Raw genomic sequence first — 16674 nt, 5'->3', positions numbered from 1 at the left:
AGTCTATTTATCTATATCATATAGAATAATCTATCCACTAATCTAACACAAGTAATTTTTTATATTAATTTTAGCTTAGCAAATTTTTATTCCGTACTATTATAGCATAATTTATTTACTTTGTTCATTTTTTTTAAAATAAGTCAAAATGCTATTTGCTGATTTATTGTCAATCGACTCAGTTTCAAGGAGTTCTTCTATTTTGGCCTTTTTTATATTTTCAATACTTCCAAATTTCATAAGTAATGCCATTCGTCTTTTTTGCCCTACATTAGGTATATCATCTAATATTGAATGTAAGGTTCTCTTATCTCTTAAACTTCTATGATAAGTTATTGCAAATCTATGAACTTCATCTTGAATTCTTCTTATCAATTGCATTAAATTAGAATTTCTATTTACTATTAGCTCTTTGTTATTATAAATTATTCCCCTTGTTGCATGATGATCATCTTTAACCAGCCCACACACAGGTATATTTATGCCTAGTTTTTCTAAAACTTCAAGAGCTATATTTACTTGACCTTTTCCGCCATCCATCATAATTAAATCTGGAAAGTTCGAAAATTTTCCATTAGAAAACTTAATTTCTTTATCTTGAATCTCTTTAATTTCTTTTAAACCATGAGTAAATCTTCTCTTTAAAATTTCTCTCATACTATCATAGTCATTAGCATTTTTTACAGTTTTTATTCTAAATCTTCTATAATCACTATTCTTAGCTTTTCCATCTTCAAATACAATCATAGATCCTACAGAATCTACCCCTTGTATATTAGATATATCATAAGCTTCTATTCTAAAAGGTATACTGTCAAGTTCTAATAAATCTTGTATTTGTTCTAAACACAGTCTATTTATTTCTTTATCCATTAAAATTTTGTCTTTAAATTGCTCCAATGTAACTTTTGCATTATTTTTCACTAATTCCAGCATCTCTTTTTTCTCACCTTTAACTGGTATTTTAACAAAAACTTTGGAACCTCTTTTTATGCTTAAAAATTCTTCTAAAGCTTCCACTTCATCACTTTCTGGAATATAAATATTTTTAGGAACCTTAGGAGTACCTCCATAAAATGAAATTATAAATTGTGAAAGCGCAGTATTATCCTCTTCATGAGAACTATTTTCAAGAATGAAATGCTCCCTTCCTGTTACTTTTCCATCCCTTAAGAAAAATACTTGAATGCAACAATCTTTTTCATCTTTATACATATTAATGAAATCTTCATCATTATCTTGTGATTTAAATACTTTTTGCTTTTCTGCTATATTCTCTATAGCTAAAATCTTATCTCTTAAAGATGCAGCCTTTTCAAATTCTAAATTTAATGATTCTTCCTGCATAGCTTTTTTTAAGCTATTTACTAAAGTTTTATCCCTGCCGCTTAATACATCCATAATTTCATCTATCATACTTCTATATTCAGCTTTTGAAATATGCCCTTCACAAGGTGCATTACATTTTTTTATATGATAATTTAAGCATGGTCTTGTATGCTTCCCCCCTTCTACAATGAACCTTTTGCAAGTTCTCAAAGGGAATATCTTTCTAATTAAATTTATTGTCTCATGCACAGCTCCTGCATTAGGATATGGGCCAAAATACTTATTTCCATCCTTGGCATAATTTCTAGTTATATAAACCTTTGGAAAATCTTCGTTTGTAGTTATTTTTATAAAAGGATAGAATTTATCATCTTTCAGAGAAATATTATATTTAGGACTGTATTTTTTTATTAAATTACATTCTAATATTAAAGCTTCCATTTCAGAATCTGTAACTATGTATTCAAATTCAGAAATATTTTTAACCATGACTTTTACTTTTTCTGAATGATTTTTTGAATTTTGAAAGTATTGTCTAACTCTATTTTTTAATATCTTTGCTTTTCCTACATAAATAATTTCTCCAAGAGTATTTTTCATCAAGTATACTCCTGGTTTATCTGGTATGATCTTCAATTGAGCTTTAAAATCAAACATTGAAACACTCCCTTTGTCAGTTAATAGTTTAAGTAAAGGTTAATTGTTTCTTGTTACTTGCGTAATAATCTTTCCAGCTATAGGTGCTGCCGCACTTGCCCCATAACCTCCATTTTCTACAATTACAGCAACTGCAACCTTCGGATTGTTTGCTGGTGCAAATCCAATGAACCACGAATGAGGTTTAGCACTTTCACCATTCTCAAGATTATAATCTGCTGTACCTGTTTTCCCTGCAGCATCAGTGCCTTCAAAATAACCCCAGCTTGTATTTATCTTTGAGTCAACTAGATTTTTCATATAATCTTTTATAGTCCCTGCATTATTAGGACTAAGAACCTGCTTATATACTTTTGAATCTACAGTTTTTACTATATTTCCATCTTTATCTACAACTTGATTAACAAGCTTTGGTTCCATCATTTTTCCATTATTAGCTATAGTGCTTGCAACTAAGGCCATCTGCATTGGAGTTGCTAAAATACTACTTTGACCAATTCCTGTTTGTGCTATACTTCCAACTTCAGCTTTAGTCAGCTTAGGAAATTGACTTTGATTTATCTTAAAACCTTCTGAATTAATAGTTTTATTAAAGCCATAGTTTTCAGCAGTAGCTTTTAACTTATCATTTCCAAGCTCCATTGCTAACGTACCAAATACAAAATTACTTGATAATCTAAAGGCTTCTTTTAAATTTATCTCTCCATTAACCTCTCCACTATCATTGCTTAAAGATTGTTTTTCATTAAATACTATTTTACCTGTATCATTAAATGTTCTACTTGTAACCTCTGGCATATTCTCCAAGGAACTACTTAGCGTCACAGTTTTAAAGGTAGAACCTGGTGGATAAAGTCCTGAAGTTGCTCTATTTATAAGTGGACTATTCTCTGCTTTACCAGCATTAGCTGCCTTCATTGCATTTTCTAACTCATTAGGATTATATGTTGGTTTTGAAACCATTGCCAGTACTTCTCCCGTTTTGGGATTTAATGCAACTACAGCTCCTTTATTATTTCCTAAAGAGTCATAAGCTATTTTTTGAAGTGTTGGATCCAATGAAGTTATAACTCCGTTCCCAATTTTAACTTCATCTTCTTTTCTATTTTGGAACATCTCTTCTAATTTTGCTTTGCTAAAATCCTTAGTTAAATTTAAAATATTGTTTGTAATTTTATTATATGATGTTAATTCAGTATCATAGTTTGCTTCCAGTTCTGTTAACCCATATCTTGGATCTACATATCCTAAAGCATGAACATATAAATCTCCATTTACATAAGTTCTTTTTTGTGTAAGTGCATCAACTTTTGAACTTGTTGTTAATGGATTTTTATTTCTATCATAGATAGTTCCTCTTAATACTTCATTTCTTCTTGCCCATAATCTTTGATTTCCTTGTTGCTCTGCTATCTTAGGTGCTGAGAAAACTTGAAAATATGCAATATAAGAGATAAGAGCTACAAAGCAAAATAGAAAAACTACCATTACTTGTTTTATACTACTAGAAACATTTTTCAATTTTAGCCCTCCTCTGAAATTTTTTGAAGTATTGCAAGTGCAAAAAACATACTTATTATAGAAGAACCTCCAGCACTAATAAGAGGTAAGGTAATTCCTGTAAGTGGTATTACTGCAAATACTCCACCTATTATAACTAACACTTGACATGCTATCATAGCACTCATTCCTATTGTAGTAAATTGTGAAAATTTATCTTGAATTCTAAATGCAGCACGCATTCCTCTATAGAAAAACAAGAAATATATTATCATAATACCTAATCCAAATACCATTCCAAATTCTTCGCAGATAACTGCAAATATAAAATCTGAAATGTTAACTGGTACAAATCCCGGATATCCATATCCTAATCCTGAGCCAAACATTCCACCAGAAGAAATTGCATATAAACCTTGTACTATTTGATATCCTCCTGTATCTGAATATTGCCATGGATGTCTCCAAATTAATATTCTCTGTCTTACATGAGCAAATAATTTATATGCAAAAAATGATCCTACTATAAATAATACAAAACAAATTACAACATACTTTTTTTTCCCTGTTGCAACATAAACCATAGTTAATGCTATACCAAAGAATATTAAAGCAGAACCTAAATCTTTCTGCATGACTAAACACATCAATGCAAACATTACTACTAAAGCAGGCTGCCAAAGCTGTCTAAAATCTTCTAGTATATTACTTTCATCTTTATAATCTTTTAAAGCTGCTGCAAGATATAAAACAAAAGTTATCTTCCCAAACTCAGATGGTTGAAATCCAAATCCCCCAATATTAACCCAGTTAGTAGCACCATAAGTTTCTTGATGTGCTATTAATGCTAATGGCATTATTAATATAGTGATTATTAAAAATGCTTTTTTATATTTTGCATAATCCCTCAAATCTGGAATAGCTACTAACATTGCAATAAATATAATAATTCCTGCTATAAACCAAATTAATTGCTTAATTGCAACATTAGTATCTAATCTATATAATATTGCAATTCCTATAATTGACAATAGGCAGGCAAACGTAATTAAAAATTTATCTCCTTGGGGATAAAATTTTCTAATTAAAACTTGAGTAATTGTTAATAATACACATACTATTAATCCCATGTATATTGCATTCATATCCATGGGATCTTTTAATATGGCTAAATTAGTAAAAAGAGCTATACACAAAAGGTATGTTAACATTAATAACTTTACTTCATCCTTATTAATCTTCAAGCTATAATCACCTCGTTATAAATACTTAAATTTTTGTAAAGCTCAGTAGAAGCTTTTTATTTTTAATTCTTCCACTGAGCCTAAAACTGCTAATTAATATAATTCACATATTATATCATTTTAAGTAACTTATACTTTTCATTAATATTTACTTAAACTAAAATTTTAAAAACTGCAGTTCCAATTTTTATTTCATCCTTATTAGATACCTTAACCTTACCATTTACCTTATTTCCATTTAAATAAGTTCCATTTGTACTATTCAAATCTTCTATAAATAAAGAATTATTTCTCAATATGATTTTAGCATGGCTCCCAGAAACATGTTGATCTGATAAAACAATTGAATTATCTTCTTTTCTACCTATTGTCAAATCTGATCTTATTGGAATAATAGAACCATCTTTTAGATCTTTGCCATTACCTGAATTTATAATTTCTAATCCATAATTTCCTTTTGCTATAGTTGGTCTTCTCTTTTTCCCACCATTTTTAACATCCTTATACATTATCTTTAATGCATAGTATATTATTACGTATAATATAACAATAAAAACTATTCCAAAAACTCCAGCAATCATTTTTGAAAAACTCATATTTTCACCTCAATATCTATTACTGTAATCATAGGCAAATAATTCAGTTAGGATTTAACAACTCAGAGTTAACTGTTAAAAGTTAACTCTGAAAATAATATCCTAATTTTTAAAATGCCTTATTAATGATTATACAACAAAAAATCAAGTCTGACATACAAAAGTATTACTTTTTAATGAATAATTCATGATGACAACTTGAATTTGTCATAAATGCCACAATTCTTTCTTTTACTATTTCATCCTCTGTGAATTACATACTTTTCTAAAATGATGACCTTCTTAAATACATTTAACTTAATCTAAACACTATTTTTATATAAATTTTCCCCTAAAATAATAGTTTTTTCAAGTACTTTCCTGTATATGATGCTTCTGCCTTACATAGTTCTTCTGGAGTTCCTGCTTTAATAAGAGTTCCCCCCTTATCTCCACCTTCTGGCCCCAAATCAATTAAGTGATCTGCACATTTTATCATATCTAAATTATGTTCAATTACAACTACTGTATTTCCTGCTTCTACTAATCTTTGAAGAATTTCTATTAATCTACTTACATCATCTACATGCAATCCTGTTGTTGGCTCATCCAATATATATAATGTTTTTCCTGTACTTCTTTTTGATAATTCAGTTGCTAATTTTATTCTTTGAGCCTCTCCACCTGATAATTGAGTTGATGGCTGACCTAATCTAATATATCCCAAACCAACATCATTTAATGTTATCAATTTATTTGCAATCCTAGGCAGATTTTCAAAGAACTTAACACCTTCTTCAACTGTCATATTTAATACATCATCTATATTTTTGCCTTTGTATTTAACCTCTAGCGTTTCTCTATTGTATCTCTTTCCCTTACAGACCTCACATGGCACATATACATCTGATAAAAATTGCATTTCTATCTTTATAATTCCATCTCCAGAACAAGCCTCACATCTTCCACCTTTAACATTAAAACTAAATCTTCCTTGCTTATAACCTCTCATTTTAGCTTCTTGAGTTTGTGAAAAAAGCTCTCTTATCATATCGAATGTACCCGTATAAGTAGCAGGATTAGAACGTGGTGTTCTTCCAATTGGACTTTGATCTATATCTATTATTTTATCTATGTTCTCATATCCTATTATTTCTTTATGTTTTCCAACAGGTTTTTTACTCTTGTTTATTAACTTATTTAATCCTTTATAAAGTATTTCATTTACCAAAGTACTTTTTCCAGAACCTGAAACTCCCGTAACTGATGTTAATGTCCCAAGTGGAATTGATACATTTAAGTTCTTTAAGTTATTTTCCTTCGCACCTACGATTTTTATACTTTGTCCGTTACCTTTTCTTCTTGTTTCAGGCACTTTTATTAATTTTTTCTCTGTCAAATACTGTCCTGTTAATGATTTTTCGCATGCTTTAATTTCATCAAGAGTACCAGCAACAACTACTTCTCCTCCATGTTCTCCTGCACCAGGTCCAATGTCAACAATATAATCTGCTTCTTTTATGGTATCATCATCATGTTCCACTACTATTACTGTATTTCCAACATCTCTTAAGTTTTTTAAAGTACGTATTAATCTATCATTATCTCTTTGATGCAAACCAATACTAGGTTCATCTAAAATATATAAAACACCCATAAGTGATGACCCTATTTGAGTTGCAAGTCTTATTCTTTGTGACTCTCCACCTGACAAAGTTCCTGAATTTCTGCTTAAACTTAAATAATCAAGTCCTACATCTAATAAAAATTGTAACCTATTTTTAATTTCTCTTATGATTTGTTCACTAATAATCTTATTCTTTTCCGAGAATTCTATTCCATTTATAAAATCTAATTCATCTCTTATTGACATAATTGTAAATTCATATATATTTTTTCCACCAACAGTAACTGCTAAAGCTTCATCATTTAATCTTGCTCCTTTGCACTTAGGACAGAAATCATCGCTCATATATTGTTCAATTCCACTTTTTATAACATCTGAATTAGTTTCTCTGTATCTTCTATTCAAAGAATTTATTTCTCCATCATAAGCATAATTATATATTGCCTTAACACCATCTTTTGTATACTCAATCTTAAGTTTCTTTCCGTTTGTTCCATATAAAAGTAAATCTATATGTTTTTTATCTAAATCTTTGACAGGAATATTTAAATCTAATCCATATTCTTTTTCTAACGCTTTAAGTATAGCATAAGTCCATGAATCTTCTTTAAGTCTTCCACTTCCCCAGCTAGCTACAGCACCATCCATAATGCTTAGTTCTCTATTCGGAATTACTAATTTCTGATCTATTTCAATTAAAGTTCCAAGTCCATCACAAGTATCGCATTTACCAAACGGAGCATTAAATGAAAATAATCTGGGTGCTAATTCACCAATACTTATTCCACATTCTGCACAAGCAAAATTTTCACTAAATAAAGTATCCTCTCCGCCAATAATACTTGCTATTACTAAGCCTTCTCCCATTTTCAGTGATGCTTCTATAGACTCTGTAAGTCTTCCTTCAATTCCTTCTTTTATAACAATTCTATCTATTACAGCTTCTATATTATGTTTTTTATTTTTATCTAATTTTACCTCTTCTTCAGTTAAATCATAAATTTCTCCATCGATTCTAGCTCTTACAAAACCATTTTTCTTTATATTTTCTAATATTTTTTCATGAGTTCCTTTTCTTCCTTTTATTATAGGTGATAATATTTGAAGTTTAGTTTTATCCCGATAACTCATAATCTTATCAACAATTTGATCAACAGATTGTTGGGTAATTTCCTTTCCACACTTTGGACAATGTGGAGTTCCAACTCTTGCATATAATAGTCTCAAATAATCGTAAATTTCTGTTATCGTTCCAACTGTAGATCTTGGATTTTTGCTTGTAGTCTTTTGGTCTATTGATATAGCTGGTGATAAACCTTCTATATGCTCAACATTTGGTTTATCCATTTGGCCTAAAAACTGTCTTGCATAAGACGATAAAGATTCCATATATCTTCTTTGTCCTTCTGCATACAATGTATCAAAAGCTAAAGAGGACTTACCAGAACCTGATAGTCCTGTAAATACAACTAATTTATCTCTTGGTATCTCTAAACTTATATTCTTTAAATTATTAACCTTTGCACCTTTAATTATTATTTTATCGTTCATTATAAACCCCCTGAATTTAGTTAAATTTTAATACACTTTAGGCAATCAACAGTTAACTCTTTAACTGATTTATGATGTCTCTAAGCTCAGCTGCTCGTTCAAATTGAAGATTTTTTGCTGCCAATAACATTTCATCTGTATAATCTTTGATTAACTTATCCTTTTCTTTCTTTGTAAGATTCTTGCTGCCTTCTGTCTTATACTCTTCAATTTCCTCCGAAACCTTTGTAGCTTCTATAATCTCTCTAACATCTTTAATTATAGTTGTTGGTACTATTCCATTCTTTAAATTATATTCTTTTTGTATTGTTCTCCTTCTTTCAGTTTCTTTTAAAGCTTTATCCATGGATTTTGTTATATTATCCGCATACATTATAACCTTACTTTCTGAATTTCTAGCTGCTCTTCCTATAGTTTGTATCAATGATGTCTCTGATCTTAAAAAACCTTCCTTATCAGCATCTAAAATTGCAACTAAAGCAACTTCTGGTATATCTAACCCTTCTCTTAAAAGATTTATTCCAACTAATACATCATATTCTCCAAGTCTTAAATCTCTTATAATCTTTATTCTTTCTAGGGTATCAATATCTGAATGCATGTATGTAACCTTAACTCCAAGCTCTTTGAAGTACTTAGTTAAATCCTCTGCCATCCGCTTGGTCAAAGTTGTTATTAAAGTTCTAAATCCTTTTTCTTTTACCTTATTAATTTCTCCATACAAATCATCTATTTGCCCTTTAATAGGCCTTATGATTATTTCAGGATCTAATAATCCTGTAGGTCTTATGATTTGTTCAGCAATCTCTCCTGAATGATCTATTTCATAAGCAGCTGGAGTTGCACTAACAAAAACTACTTGACTGATTTTTTTTTCAAATTCTTCAAACTTTAATGGTCTATTATCATAGGCACTTGGAAGTCTAAATCCATAGTCAACTAAGGTATTTTTTCTTGACCTATCTCCTGCATACATGGCCCTAACTTGAGGTAATGTTACATGACTCTCGTCAATAAACATTAAATAATCTTCTGGAAAATAATCTATTAAAGTCTTAGGTGGTGTTCCCGAAGCTCTTCCATCTAATATTCTTGAATAATTTTCAATGCCGCTGCAATATCCCATTTCTTTTATCATTTCAATATCAAAATTAGTTCTTTGTCTTAATCTTTGTGCTTCTAAAAGTTTATCTTGTGCGTTAAGTTCTGTAAGTCTTTCTTCCAATTCTCCTTCAATACGATTAATGGATCTTTCAATAGTTTCCCTAGAAGTTGCAAAGTGTGAAGCAGGAGTTATTGCAACATGCTTTCTTTCTCCAAGAATAGTACCTGTTAATACATCAAATTCCCTTATTCTATCAATTTCATCTCCAAAAAACTCAACTCTAATTCCCTTATTAGAGTATGATGCAGGAATTATATCTAAAGAATCTCCTCTAACTCTAAAAGTTCCTCTTGAAAAATCTATATCATTTCTTTCATATTGAATTTCTATAAGTTTTTTTATGACTTCATTTCTTTCCTTTTCCATTCCAGGTCTAAGACTTATCGTTAATTTTTTATATTCATCTGGATTACCCAATCCATATATACAGGAAACAGATGCAACTATTATTACATCTCTTCTCTCAAAAAGAGCTGAAGTAGCTGAATGTCTTAACTTATCTATTTCATCATTTATAGATGCATCTTTTTCTATAAATGTATCTGTTTGAGGTACATACGCTTCTGGTTGATAATAGTCATAATAAGATACAAAATATTCAACTATATTATCTGGAAAAAACTCTTTAAATTCTGAACATAATTGTGCTGCCAAAGTTTTATTATGAGCTAAAATTATAGTAGGTCTTTGGAGTTTTTCAATAATATTTGCCATGGTAAATGTTTTTCCAGAACCAGTTACTCCCAACAAAGTTTGCCCTCTATTATTTTTTGTTATTGAATCCACTAACTTTTCAATAGCTTGTGGCTGATCCCCTGTAGGTTTAAATTTAGAATGTATTTTGAATTCTCCCATTATACTACCTCCATCTTCGAACAGACATTCGTATTATATGTATATTTTACTTTGCTGTAACTATTAAGTCAATAAATTATATCATTTATTTTTAGTTCATATAAATTATGTTCTTTATTACCTAAAAAATAACATAATTTATTAAAGAAAAAGATGGCAAAGCCACCTTATAATTTTTATATATCTATTTTTTTCCCTCTTCATCTTGATCAATTTTATCATTCTTAGAATTATGACTCCTATTATTTTCAGAATTTTTTATTGTATCAAAAACACTTTTAAAACTATTATCTTCAATAGACACAATTTCTCCTTTATCAACACTTCTGGGTACTAATAGCATACCAAGCCTTGTATTTCTATTATGTCTAAATTGAATATCTTTTATTATTCCTCTTGAATCTTTAATTTTAAGAACTGCATTGTTTAAATTTTCTTTTATAATGGAGTACGCTTCTGCTTCCGAATTAATATTTTTATTGTTTATTGATAATAACTTACTTTCAACATTAACTCCAAATTCTTTAGCTTGAGAATTTGGTGAAATCTCTAAAATTATTAAACCCTCTTCATCACTTACAAACTTTGGCTCTCTTTTTTGTTCACTTTTTGTTTGGAGTTTTAACATAAGTTCATGAGCAAATGGCGCAAATCCTACAACCACTATTTCACCCCAAATTCCAAATCTAGCAATTTGAGCTACAAATGTTAATACAATTCCATAAATTAATATATGAATACCTGAAGATACCGCTTTTTGCCTTTTACTTCTTGTAAATGTAATTGAAGAATATCCCAAAAATGCATAAAAAGGAAATATTGAAATCACGCTACTAGCCATTAAACCAAGCCCTGAAGGTGATTTAATCAATGGCCACCAATTTGGATTCTCTATATATTCTGTCATGTAATTCATGGATGAATTATTAATAGCAACTGCAATCATTATTGCTATAGGCAATAACCAATATCTCTTCAATGCATATCCACCTAAAATCTTCCCCTCTTTATTAGTAAATATAGGCACTGCCCCTCTATCACCATCAATCATAACTAATATTCCTTCAATAATGTGAAAAACTCCAACAAAAATCATTAAGTATAAAACATCAATATCTAATATTTGATTACTTACAACTGTTGGTGCAAATTGACTTGCAAGCTTAATAAAAATACTAACAGCACCTAGAATAGCTCCCGAATAAGAAAAGCATATTAATCTTGGTTTTACAAACATTAAAAATATAGATATTATAAATAAATATGAAATTCCTGAATTCAAACTGAAAACAACACCTAGACTAGTCAGAATCAAACTTCCTATAGCTCCCCCTAAAATACCTAAAACAAGTTGAGATAGTGTAAGTTCAATAGATGAATTTACACTACCTCCTAAAATTAATTTTTGCATAGTCACTATTTTTTTATTTTTTAAATACAATATGACAGTTAAGGCAATTAATATAAATACTAATGGAGGTGCTATTATTGCACCTGCAACATTCCTTAATGTATATATTACTAAATCCATTTTATTTCCCCCTACTGCACCTTTTCTTGTATTTTTTCCATTGCTGCCTTTAACTGTTCATCTGTATTTTTATCATATGCATTTTCATCTATACCTACAGGTGTTTTAATTTCAACCTCTGGTGTTATTCCTTTTTTATGAATATTTTCACCATTTGGTGTATAATACTTAGAAATAGTTACTTTAAGTCCACCAATTTCATCACTAAATTTAAACGACTGCTGCACTATTCCTTTTCCAAAAGTAGTTTCACCTATAATTGTTGCTAATTTATAATCTCTTAATGATCCTGTAACAACTTCTGAAGCACTAGCACTGTTTCCATTAACTAATATAACCAAAGGAGTTCCTTCCGCCACTCCACCTATTGATACTGAATCATATCTATTACCATACTTATCAATAGTGTAAGTTATTATTTTATCCTTCGGTATAAACTGAGAAGCAACACCTACTGCTTCCGTTAATAATCCCCCTGGATTTTCTCTTAAATCCAAAATTATTCCCTTCATCCCCTGTGATCTCAAATCTGCAATTGTATTTTTAAAATCTTCTGTTGTATTTTCGTTCATAAAAGTTTTTATCCGAATATACCCTATATTAGAATTTATCATTGAACCTTCAACAGATTTAATTTTCACCTTTTCAGGAACTATATTAACATCAAATTCATCTACACCAACTCTTTTAATTGTTAGTTTTAATTCTGAATTTTTAGCTTCTGTAATTATAGATACAGCCTTTTGAGAATCATCTCCAGATAGCTCTATATCATTTATTTTTTTTATAACATCATTTGCTATTAATCCTGCCCTGTCAGCTGGTGAATCTTTAATTGTATCAATAATTGTTAACTCGTTATCTTTTGAAGTTATAGTAACACCTATTCCTGTAATATTACCACTGCTTTGCTTCATTAACGCAGCAAATTCATCTTTATTCATAAACATTGTATATTGATCATTCAATGAATTTGTCATTCCTTTAATAGCGCCTTCTAAAAGTTTATTGTCATCAACATCTCCATCAAATTTTTCAATCAATTTATCTCTGACTTGAAAAAGTGCTGCATATTTGCTCCTATCATTAAGTTGTTGCACTGTACTTTGAACTTGCTCTGATGGTGTTTTCACTAAAAATATACCTCTAGTTGCAGCATAATTTCCTGCACAAAACGATACAAAACTAATAATTCCCACCAAAGCAAAAATTGCTATACAAGAGATCATTGGTATTATTATTCTTTTCCTGTTTACTTTATTGTTTGCAAATATATAATTTTTTGAATCACGCACCTATAAAGACTTCCTTTCATATGGATTATACACATAACTCCAATATAATATCTTTATAGATTAAGGCACATTAAATAAAATAACAGACCAAAGATATATACTATACATTATCTTAACTATTATCTTTTTATGTGCCTTAAATGGATTATAATACTGACTTTTCTTAAATATTACATGGTGTTAGAGTTTATTTTTCTTATTACTTATTATATTGTACTTACTTTTAAAAATTATACTACTAAGAATTTTCTTAAGGCAATTATACTTGCAGTTCCACCAACTATTATTCCACCAAGCATAAATTCCCATGATAATGTTGATAAAATATAGCTTGTTGGCACAAGGCTTATAAATAAAAACTGACCAGTAGCCCATCTTACCAATGCATCATAAGCAAAATACAATACTACACATGATAATGTTGCTCCAAATAACCCTATCACCATACCTTCTATAACAAATGGCCATCTAATAAACCAATCAGTAGCACCTACAAATTTCATTATTCCAACTTCTCTTCTTCTTGAATATACAGTTAATTTTGTTGTATTCATTATTAAGAAAACTGAAACCCCTACTAATATAGCAAATAATCCAATTCCAATCACCTTAATACCATTTACTACTTTAATAATCTTGTCAACTAATTCTTGTTGTTGTCCAATTGTGTCAATCCCTTCAAAATCCTTTATCCCGTCTGTTACAGCAGCCGCGTATTCTGGCGCTTCTAGCTTAACAGTAAATGATGCCGGGAATGGATTTGTTTGAAAAGTATATCCCTGTACTAATCCCTCATTAGTTGCTTTTATATTATTATATTCTTCTTCCTTTGATTGATATATTACTTCTTTAACTCCATCAAATTCTCTTAATTTTATTTCAATTTCTCTTTGATCAATTAATTTTATATCATCTTTAAGATAAATTTTAAGTTCAACTTTATTTTGAACTGTACTAATTCCTTTGCTGATATTAGCAGCAACAAGCATAAATATTCCTAAAACAAAGAAAGTTATCAGAACAGTAATTATTGAAGCAATACTGATAGTTCTATTTCTCTTTAAACTTAAAAATGCATCTTTAATAAAATGTGTAATAGTATTAATTTTCATCTTCGTACTTACCTCTCTTTTCATCTCTGACAATTTCACCTTTTTCAATGGCTATAACTCTTTTTTTCATATAGTCAACAATTTCTTTAGCATGAGTAGCCATTAAAATAGTGGTTCCAGCTTTGTTTATATCCTCAAGTAATGACATTATTTCACGAGCTGTGTCTGGATCTAAATTACCAGTAGGTTCATCAGCTATTAATACAGATGGATTATTAACCAATGCTCTTGCTAATGAAACTCTTTGCTGCTCTCCTCCTGATAATTCATTAGGAAACATCTTATATTTATGAGATAAGCCAACCAGTGACAGAACCATTGGTACTCTTCTTCTAATATCTTTTGGTGATGCTTCTACAACCCTCATTGCAAATGCAACATTTTCATATACATTAAGATTTTGTATTAATCTAAAGTCTTGGAACACCATTCCTATCTTTCTTCTATAATAAGGAACCTGTTTTCTAGTAATCATAGATAACTCTTTCTCTCCAACTATTACCTTTCCATTAGTAGGTTCTACCTCTTTTAAAATCATCTTTATAAATGTAGATTTACCAGATCCACTTGGTCCTACTAAAAACACAAATTCTCCTGCTTCTATTTCTATGTTAATGTCTGACAATGCTTTTACATTATTATCATAAATTTTGGATATTCCTCTAAATTCGATCATACTTAAACACTCCTTCATATTCCTTATGCCTAGCCATTTTAAAACTTCCATTGTTTTAGCTCTCGTAAAAAACGCAATTCGCCTAGACTGGTACTTCATCTTATTATATTGTGACCTTAAGGCTGCCTTTATTATCTGCAAATACACATGCCCTTGTATAGTACATTGTACATATTAAAAGTAATTAGTCTTTTAAAAGTACAAATTAAACTTAATTCATCTAAAAATATAAATTTTTACTTAAAAAGTTTCACTTTAGTCGTATATCTTGCAAATAAATTGCAAAACTTACAAAGTTAATTATAACATAAGAATACTTTGTAATGTTATACAATTTTATTAAATTATGAAGCTATTGTTTACATATTAACCTTAATATTCCAAAATTAATCTATATCTTTAAATCCTTCACCTAATACTTCATGAACTTCTCCTACAGTTATAAAGGCTTGGGGATCTATCTCTTTTATAAATTTCTTTAACTTTATAAATTGATTTCTACTTATAACTGCATATAATACATCATTTTCTTGACTTGTATAAGCTCCCATTCCTTTTAAAAAAGTACATCCTCTATCTAGAGTGTATATTATGTATTTACTTATTTCATCATTCTTTCTACTTATTATAAATACACTTTTACAAACATTAAGTCCCTCTATAAGTCTATCTACTACTATACCAAGCAATATTACACTTAACATAGAATATAAACCTACATTTATTCCAAATGCTAATATACTTGCAAAAGTTATTATAAAATCTACTACTAATAGTGATTTTCCTATATCTAAATGAAAGAATTTATTTAAAATTTTAGCTAATATATCAGTTCCTCCAGTTGATGCATTTTCATTAAATACAAATGCCATACCAATTGCTGAAATTAATGTTCCAAATACAGTAGCCATCATTAAATCATTAGTTACAGCTATTGGATTAAAAAACTTTTCTATAATCCACAATATTACAGATAATCCCAAACTCGCATAAATTGTCTTAACTCCAAACCTTCCATCAATAAATGCAAATGCAACTATGAATAAAACTACATTTAGAACTAAAGTTAACATTCCAATTGACAAATTGGGCATAACTGCATTTATCACTATAGCTGCTCCTGTTACTCCACCTGCTGCAATATTATTAGGAGCATAAAAATATTCTACTGATAGTGCAACTAATATTATTCCTAATGTTATTATTACGTACTCTTTAAATTTTTCTAAATTCATATCTATCTTCCTTCCCCTTTTTTATAGTTTTTCTTTTTTTATTTTTGTTTATTCAATTAAGATAAACTGTTGGACTATGTTCTAATTTTCAATTTACACTTTACAATCGCTGCCCTTCAAGACACACTCTTACAATTTGTGTAAAAAACTCAGTTTTTTCTTAGAAATATATTTAAAAACTCCATAATTATTTTATCCCTAATTATCAATTATAACTTATACATTATCAATTATACTCTCTATTACTAAACTTTATCAATTTTTTCCTTTTTATATATGAATGAAGTTCTTAATTGTGCTTCGCACTCTTTTTATAGGTGAA

General features: G+C 29.3%; 11 protein-coding genes. All 11 read right to left on the bottom strand.

What is annotated here, in order from left to right:
• Positions 1–111 precede the first annotated feature (111 nt).
• A complete protein-coding gene (gene uvrC / locus CLPUN_RS07420; protein ID WP_077846671.1) occupies positions 112–1986 on the bottom strand; it encodes an excinuclease ABC subunit UvrC in 1875 nt (624 codons plus the stop codon).
• Between the two features lie 39 nt (positions 1987–2025).
• Positions 2026–3507, bottom strand: a complete 1482-nt coding sequence (locus CLPUN_RS07415; RefSeq protein ID WP_077846670.1) for a peptidoglycan D,D-transpeptidase FtsI family protein — start codon at positions 3505–3507, stop codon at positions 2026–2028.
• 2 nt (positions 3508–3509) lie between these two features.
• Positions 3510–4730: an FtsW/RodA/SpoVE family cell cycle protein gene (locus tag CLPUN_RS07410; protein WP_077846669.1), complete on the bottom strand. Its 1221-nt coding sequence runs from the start codon at positions 4728–4730 to the stop codon at positions 3510–3512.
• A 152-nt stretch (positions 4731–4882) separates the two neighbouring features.
• Positions 4883–5326, bottom strand: a complete 444-nt coding sequence (locus CLPUN_RS07405) for an FHA domain-containing protein (protein ID WP_077846668.1) — start codon at positions 5324–5326, stop codon at positions 4883–4885.
• 331 nt (positions 5327–5657) lie between these two features.
• The gene (uvrA, locus tag CLPUN_RS07400) at positions 5658–8483 is read right to left on the bottom strand and encodes an excinuclease ABC subunit UvrA (protein ID WP_077846667.1); all 2826 of its coding nucleotides are present in this window, start codon (positions 8481–8483) and stop codon (positions 5658–5660) included.
• Positions 8484–8535: 52 nt separating this feature from the next.
• Positions 8536–10503, bottom strand: a complete 1968-nt coding sequence (gene uvrB, locus CLPUN_RS07395; RefSeq protein ID WP_077846666.1) for an excinuclease ABC subunit UvrB — start codon at positions 10501–10503, stop codon at positions 8536–8538.
• A gap of 184 nt (positions 10504–10687) precedes the next feature.
• Complete coding sequence (locus CLPUN_RS07390) at positions 10688–12034, bottom strand: signal protein PDZ (RefSeq protein ID WP_077846665.1); 1347 nt, start codon at positions 12032–12034, stop codon at positions 10688–10690.
• Positions 12035–12045: 11 nt separating this feature from the next.
• The gene (locus CLPUN_RS07385) at positions 12046–13329 is read right to left on the bottom strand and encodes a S41 family peptidase (RefSeq protein WP_077846664.1); all 1284 of its coding nucleotides are present in this window, start codon (positions 13327–13329) and stop codon (positions 12046–12048) included.
• Between the two features lie 230 nt (positions 13330–13559).
• Positions 13560–14441, bottom strand: a complete 882-nt coding sequence (gene ftsX / locus CLPUN_RS07380; RefSeq protein ID WP_077846663.1) for a permease-like cell division protein FtsX — start codon at positions 14439–14441, stop codon at positions 13560–13562.
• Complete coding sequence (gene ftsE / locus CLPUN_RS07375) at positions 14431–15117, bottom strand: cell division ATP-binding protein FtsE (RefSeq protein ID WP_077846662.1); 687 nt, start codon at positions 15115–15117, stop codon at positions 14431–14433. The genes ftsX and ftsE overlap by 11 nt, the downstream gene beginning before the upstream one ends.
• Positions 15118–15503: 386 nt before the next feature.
• Positions 15504–16352 (bottom strand): YitT family protein, encoded by an 849-nt coding sequence (locus CLPUN_RS07370; protein ID WP_077846661.1) that lies wholly within the window; start codon positions 16350–16352, stop codon positions 15504–15506.
• Positions 16353–16674 lie beyond the last annotated feature (322 nt).

The organism is Clostridium puniceum, assembly GCF_002006345.1.
Lineage (GTDB): Bacteria > Bacillota > Clostridia > Clostridiales > Clostridiaceae > Clostridium > Clostridium puniceum.
The sequence above is the reverse complement of the archived record's forward strand: the minus strand, read 5'-3'. Positions and strand labels throughout refer to the sequence as shown.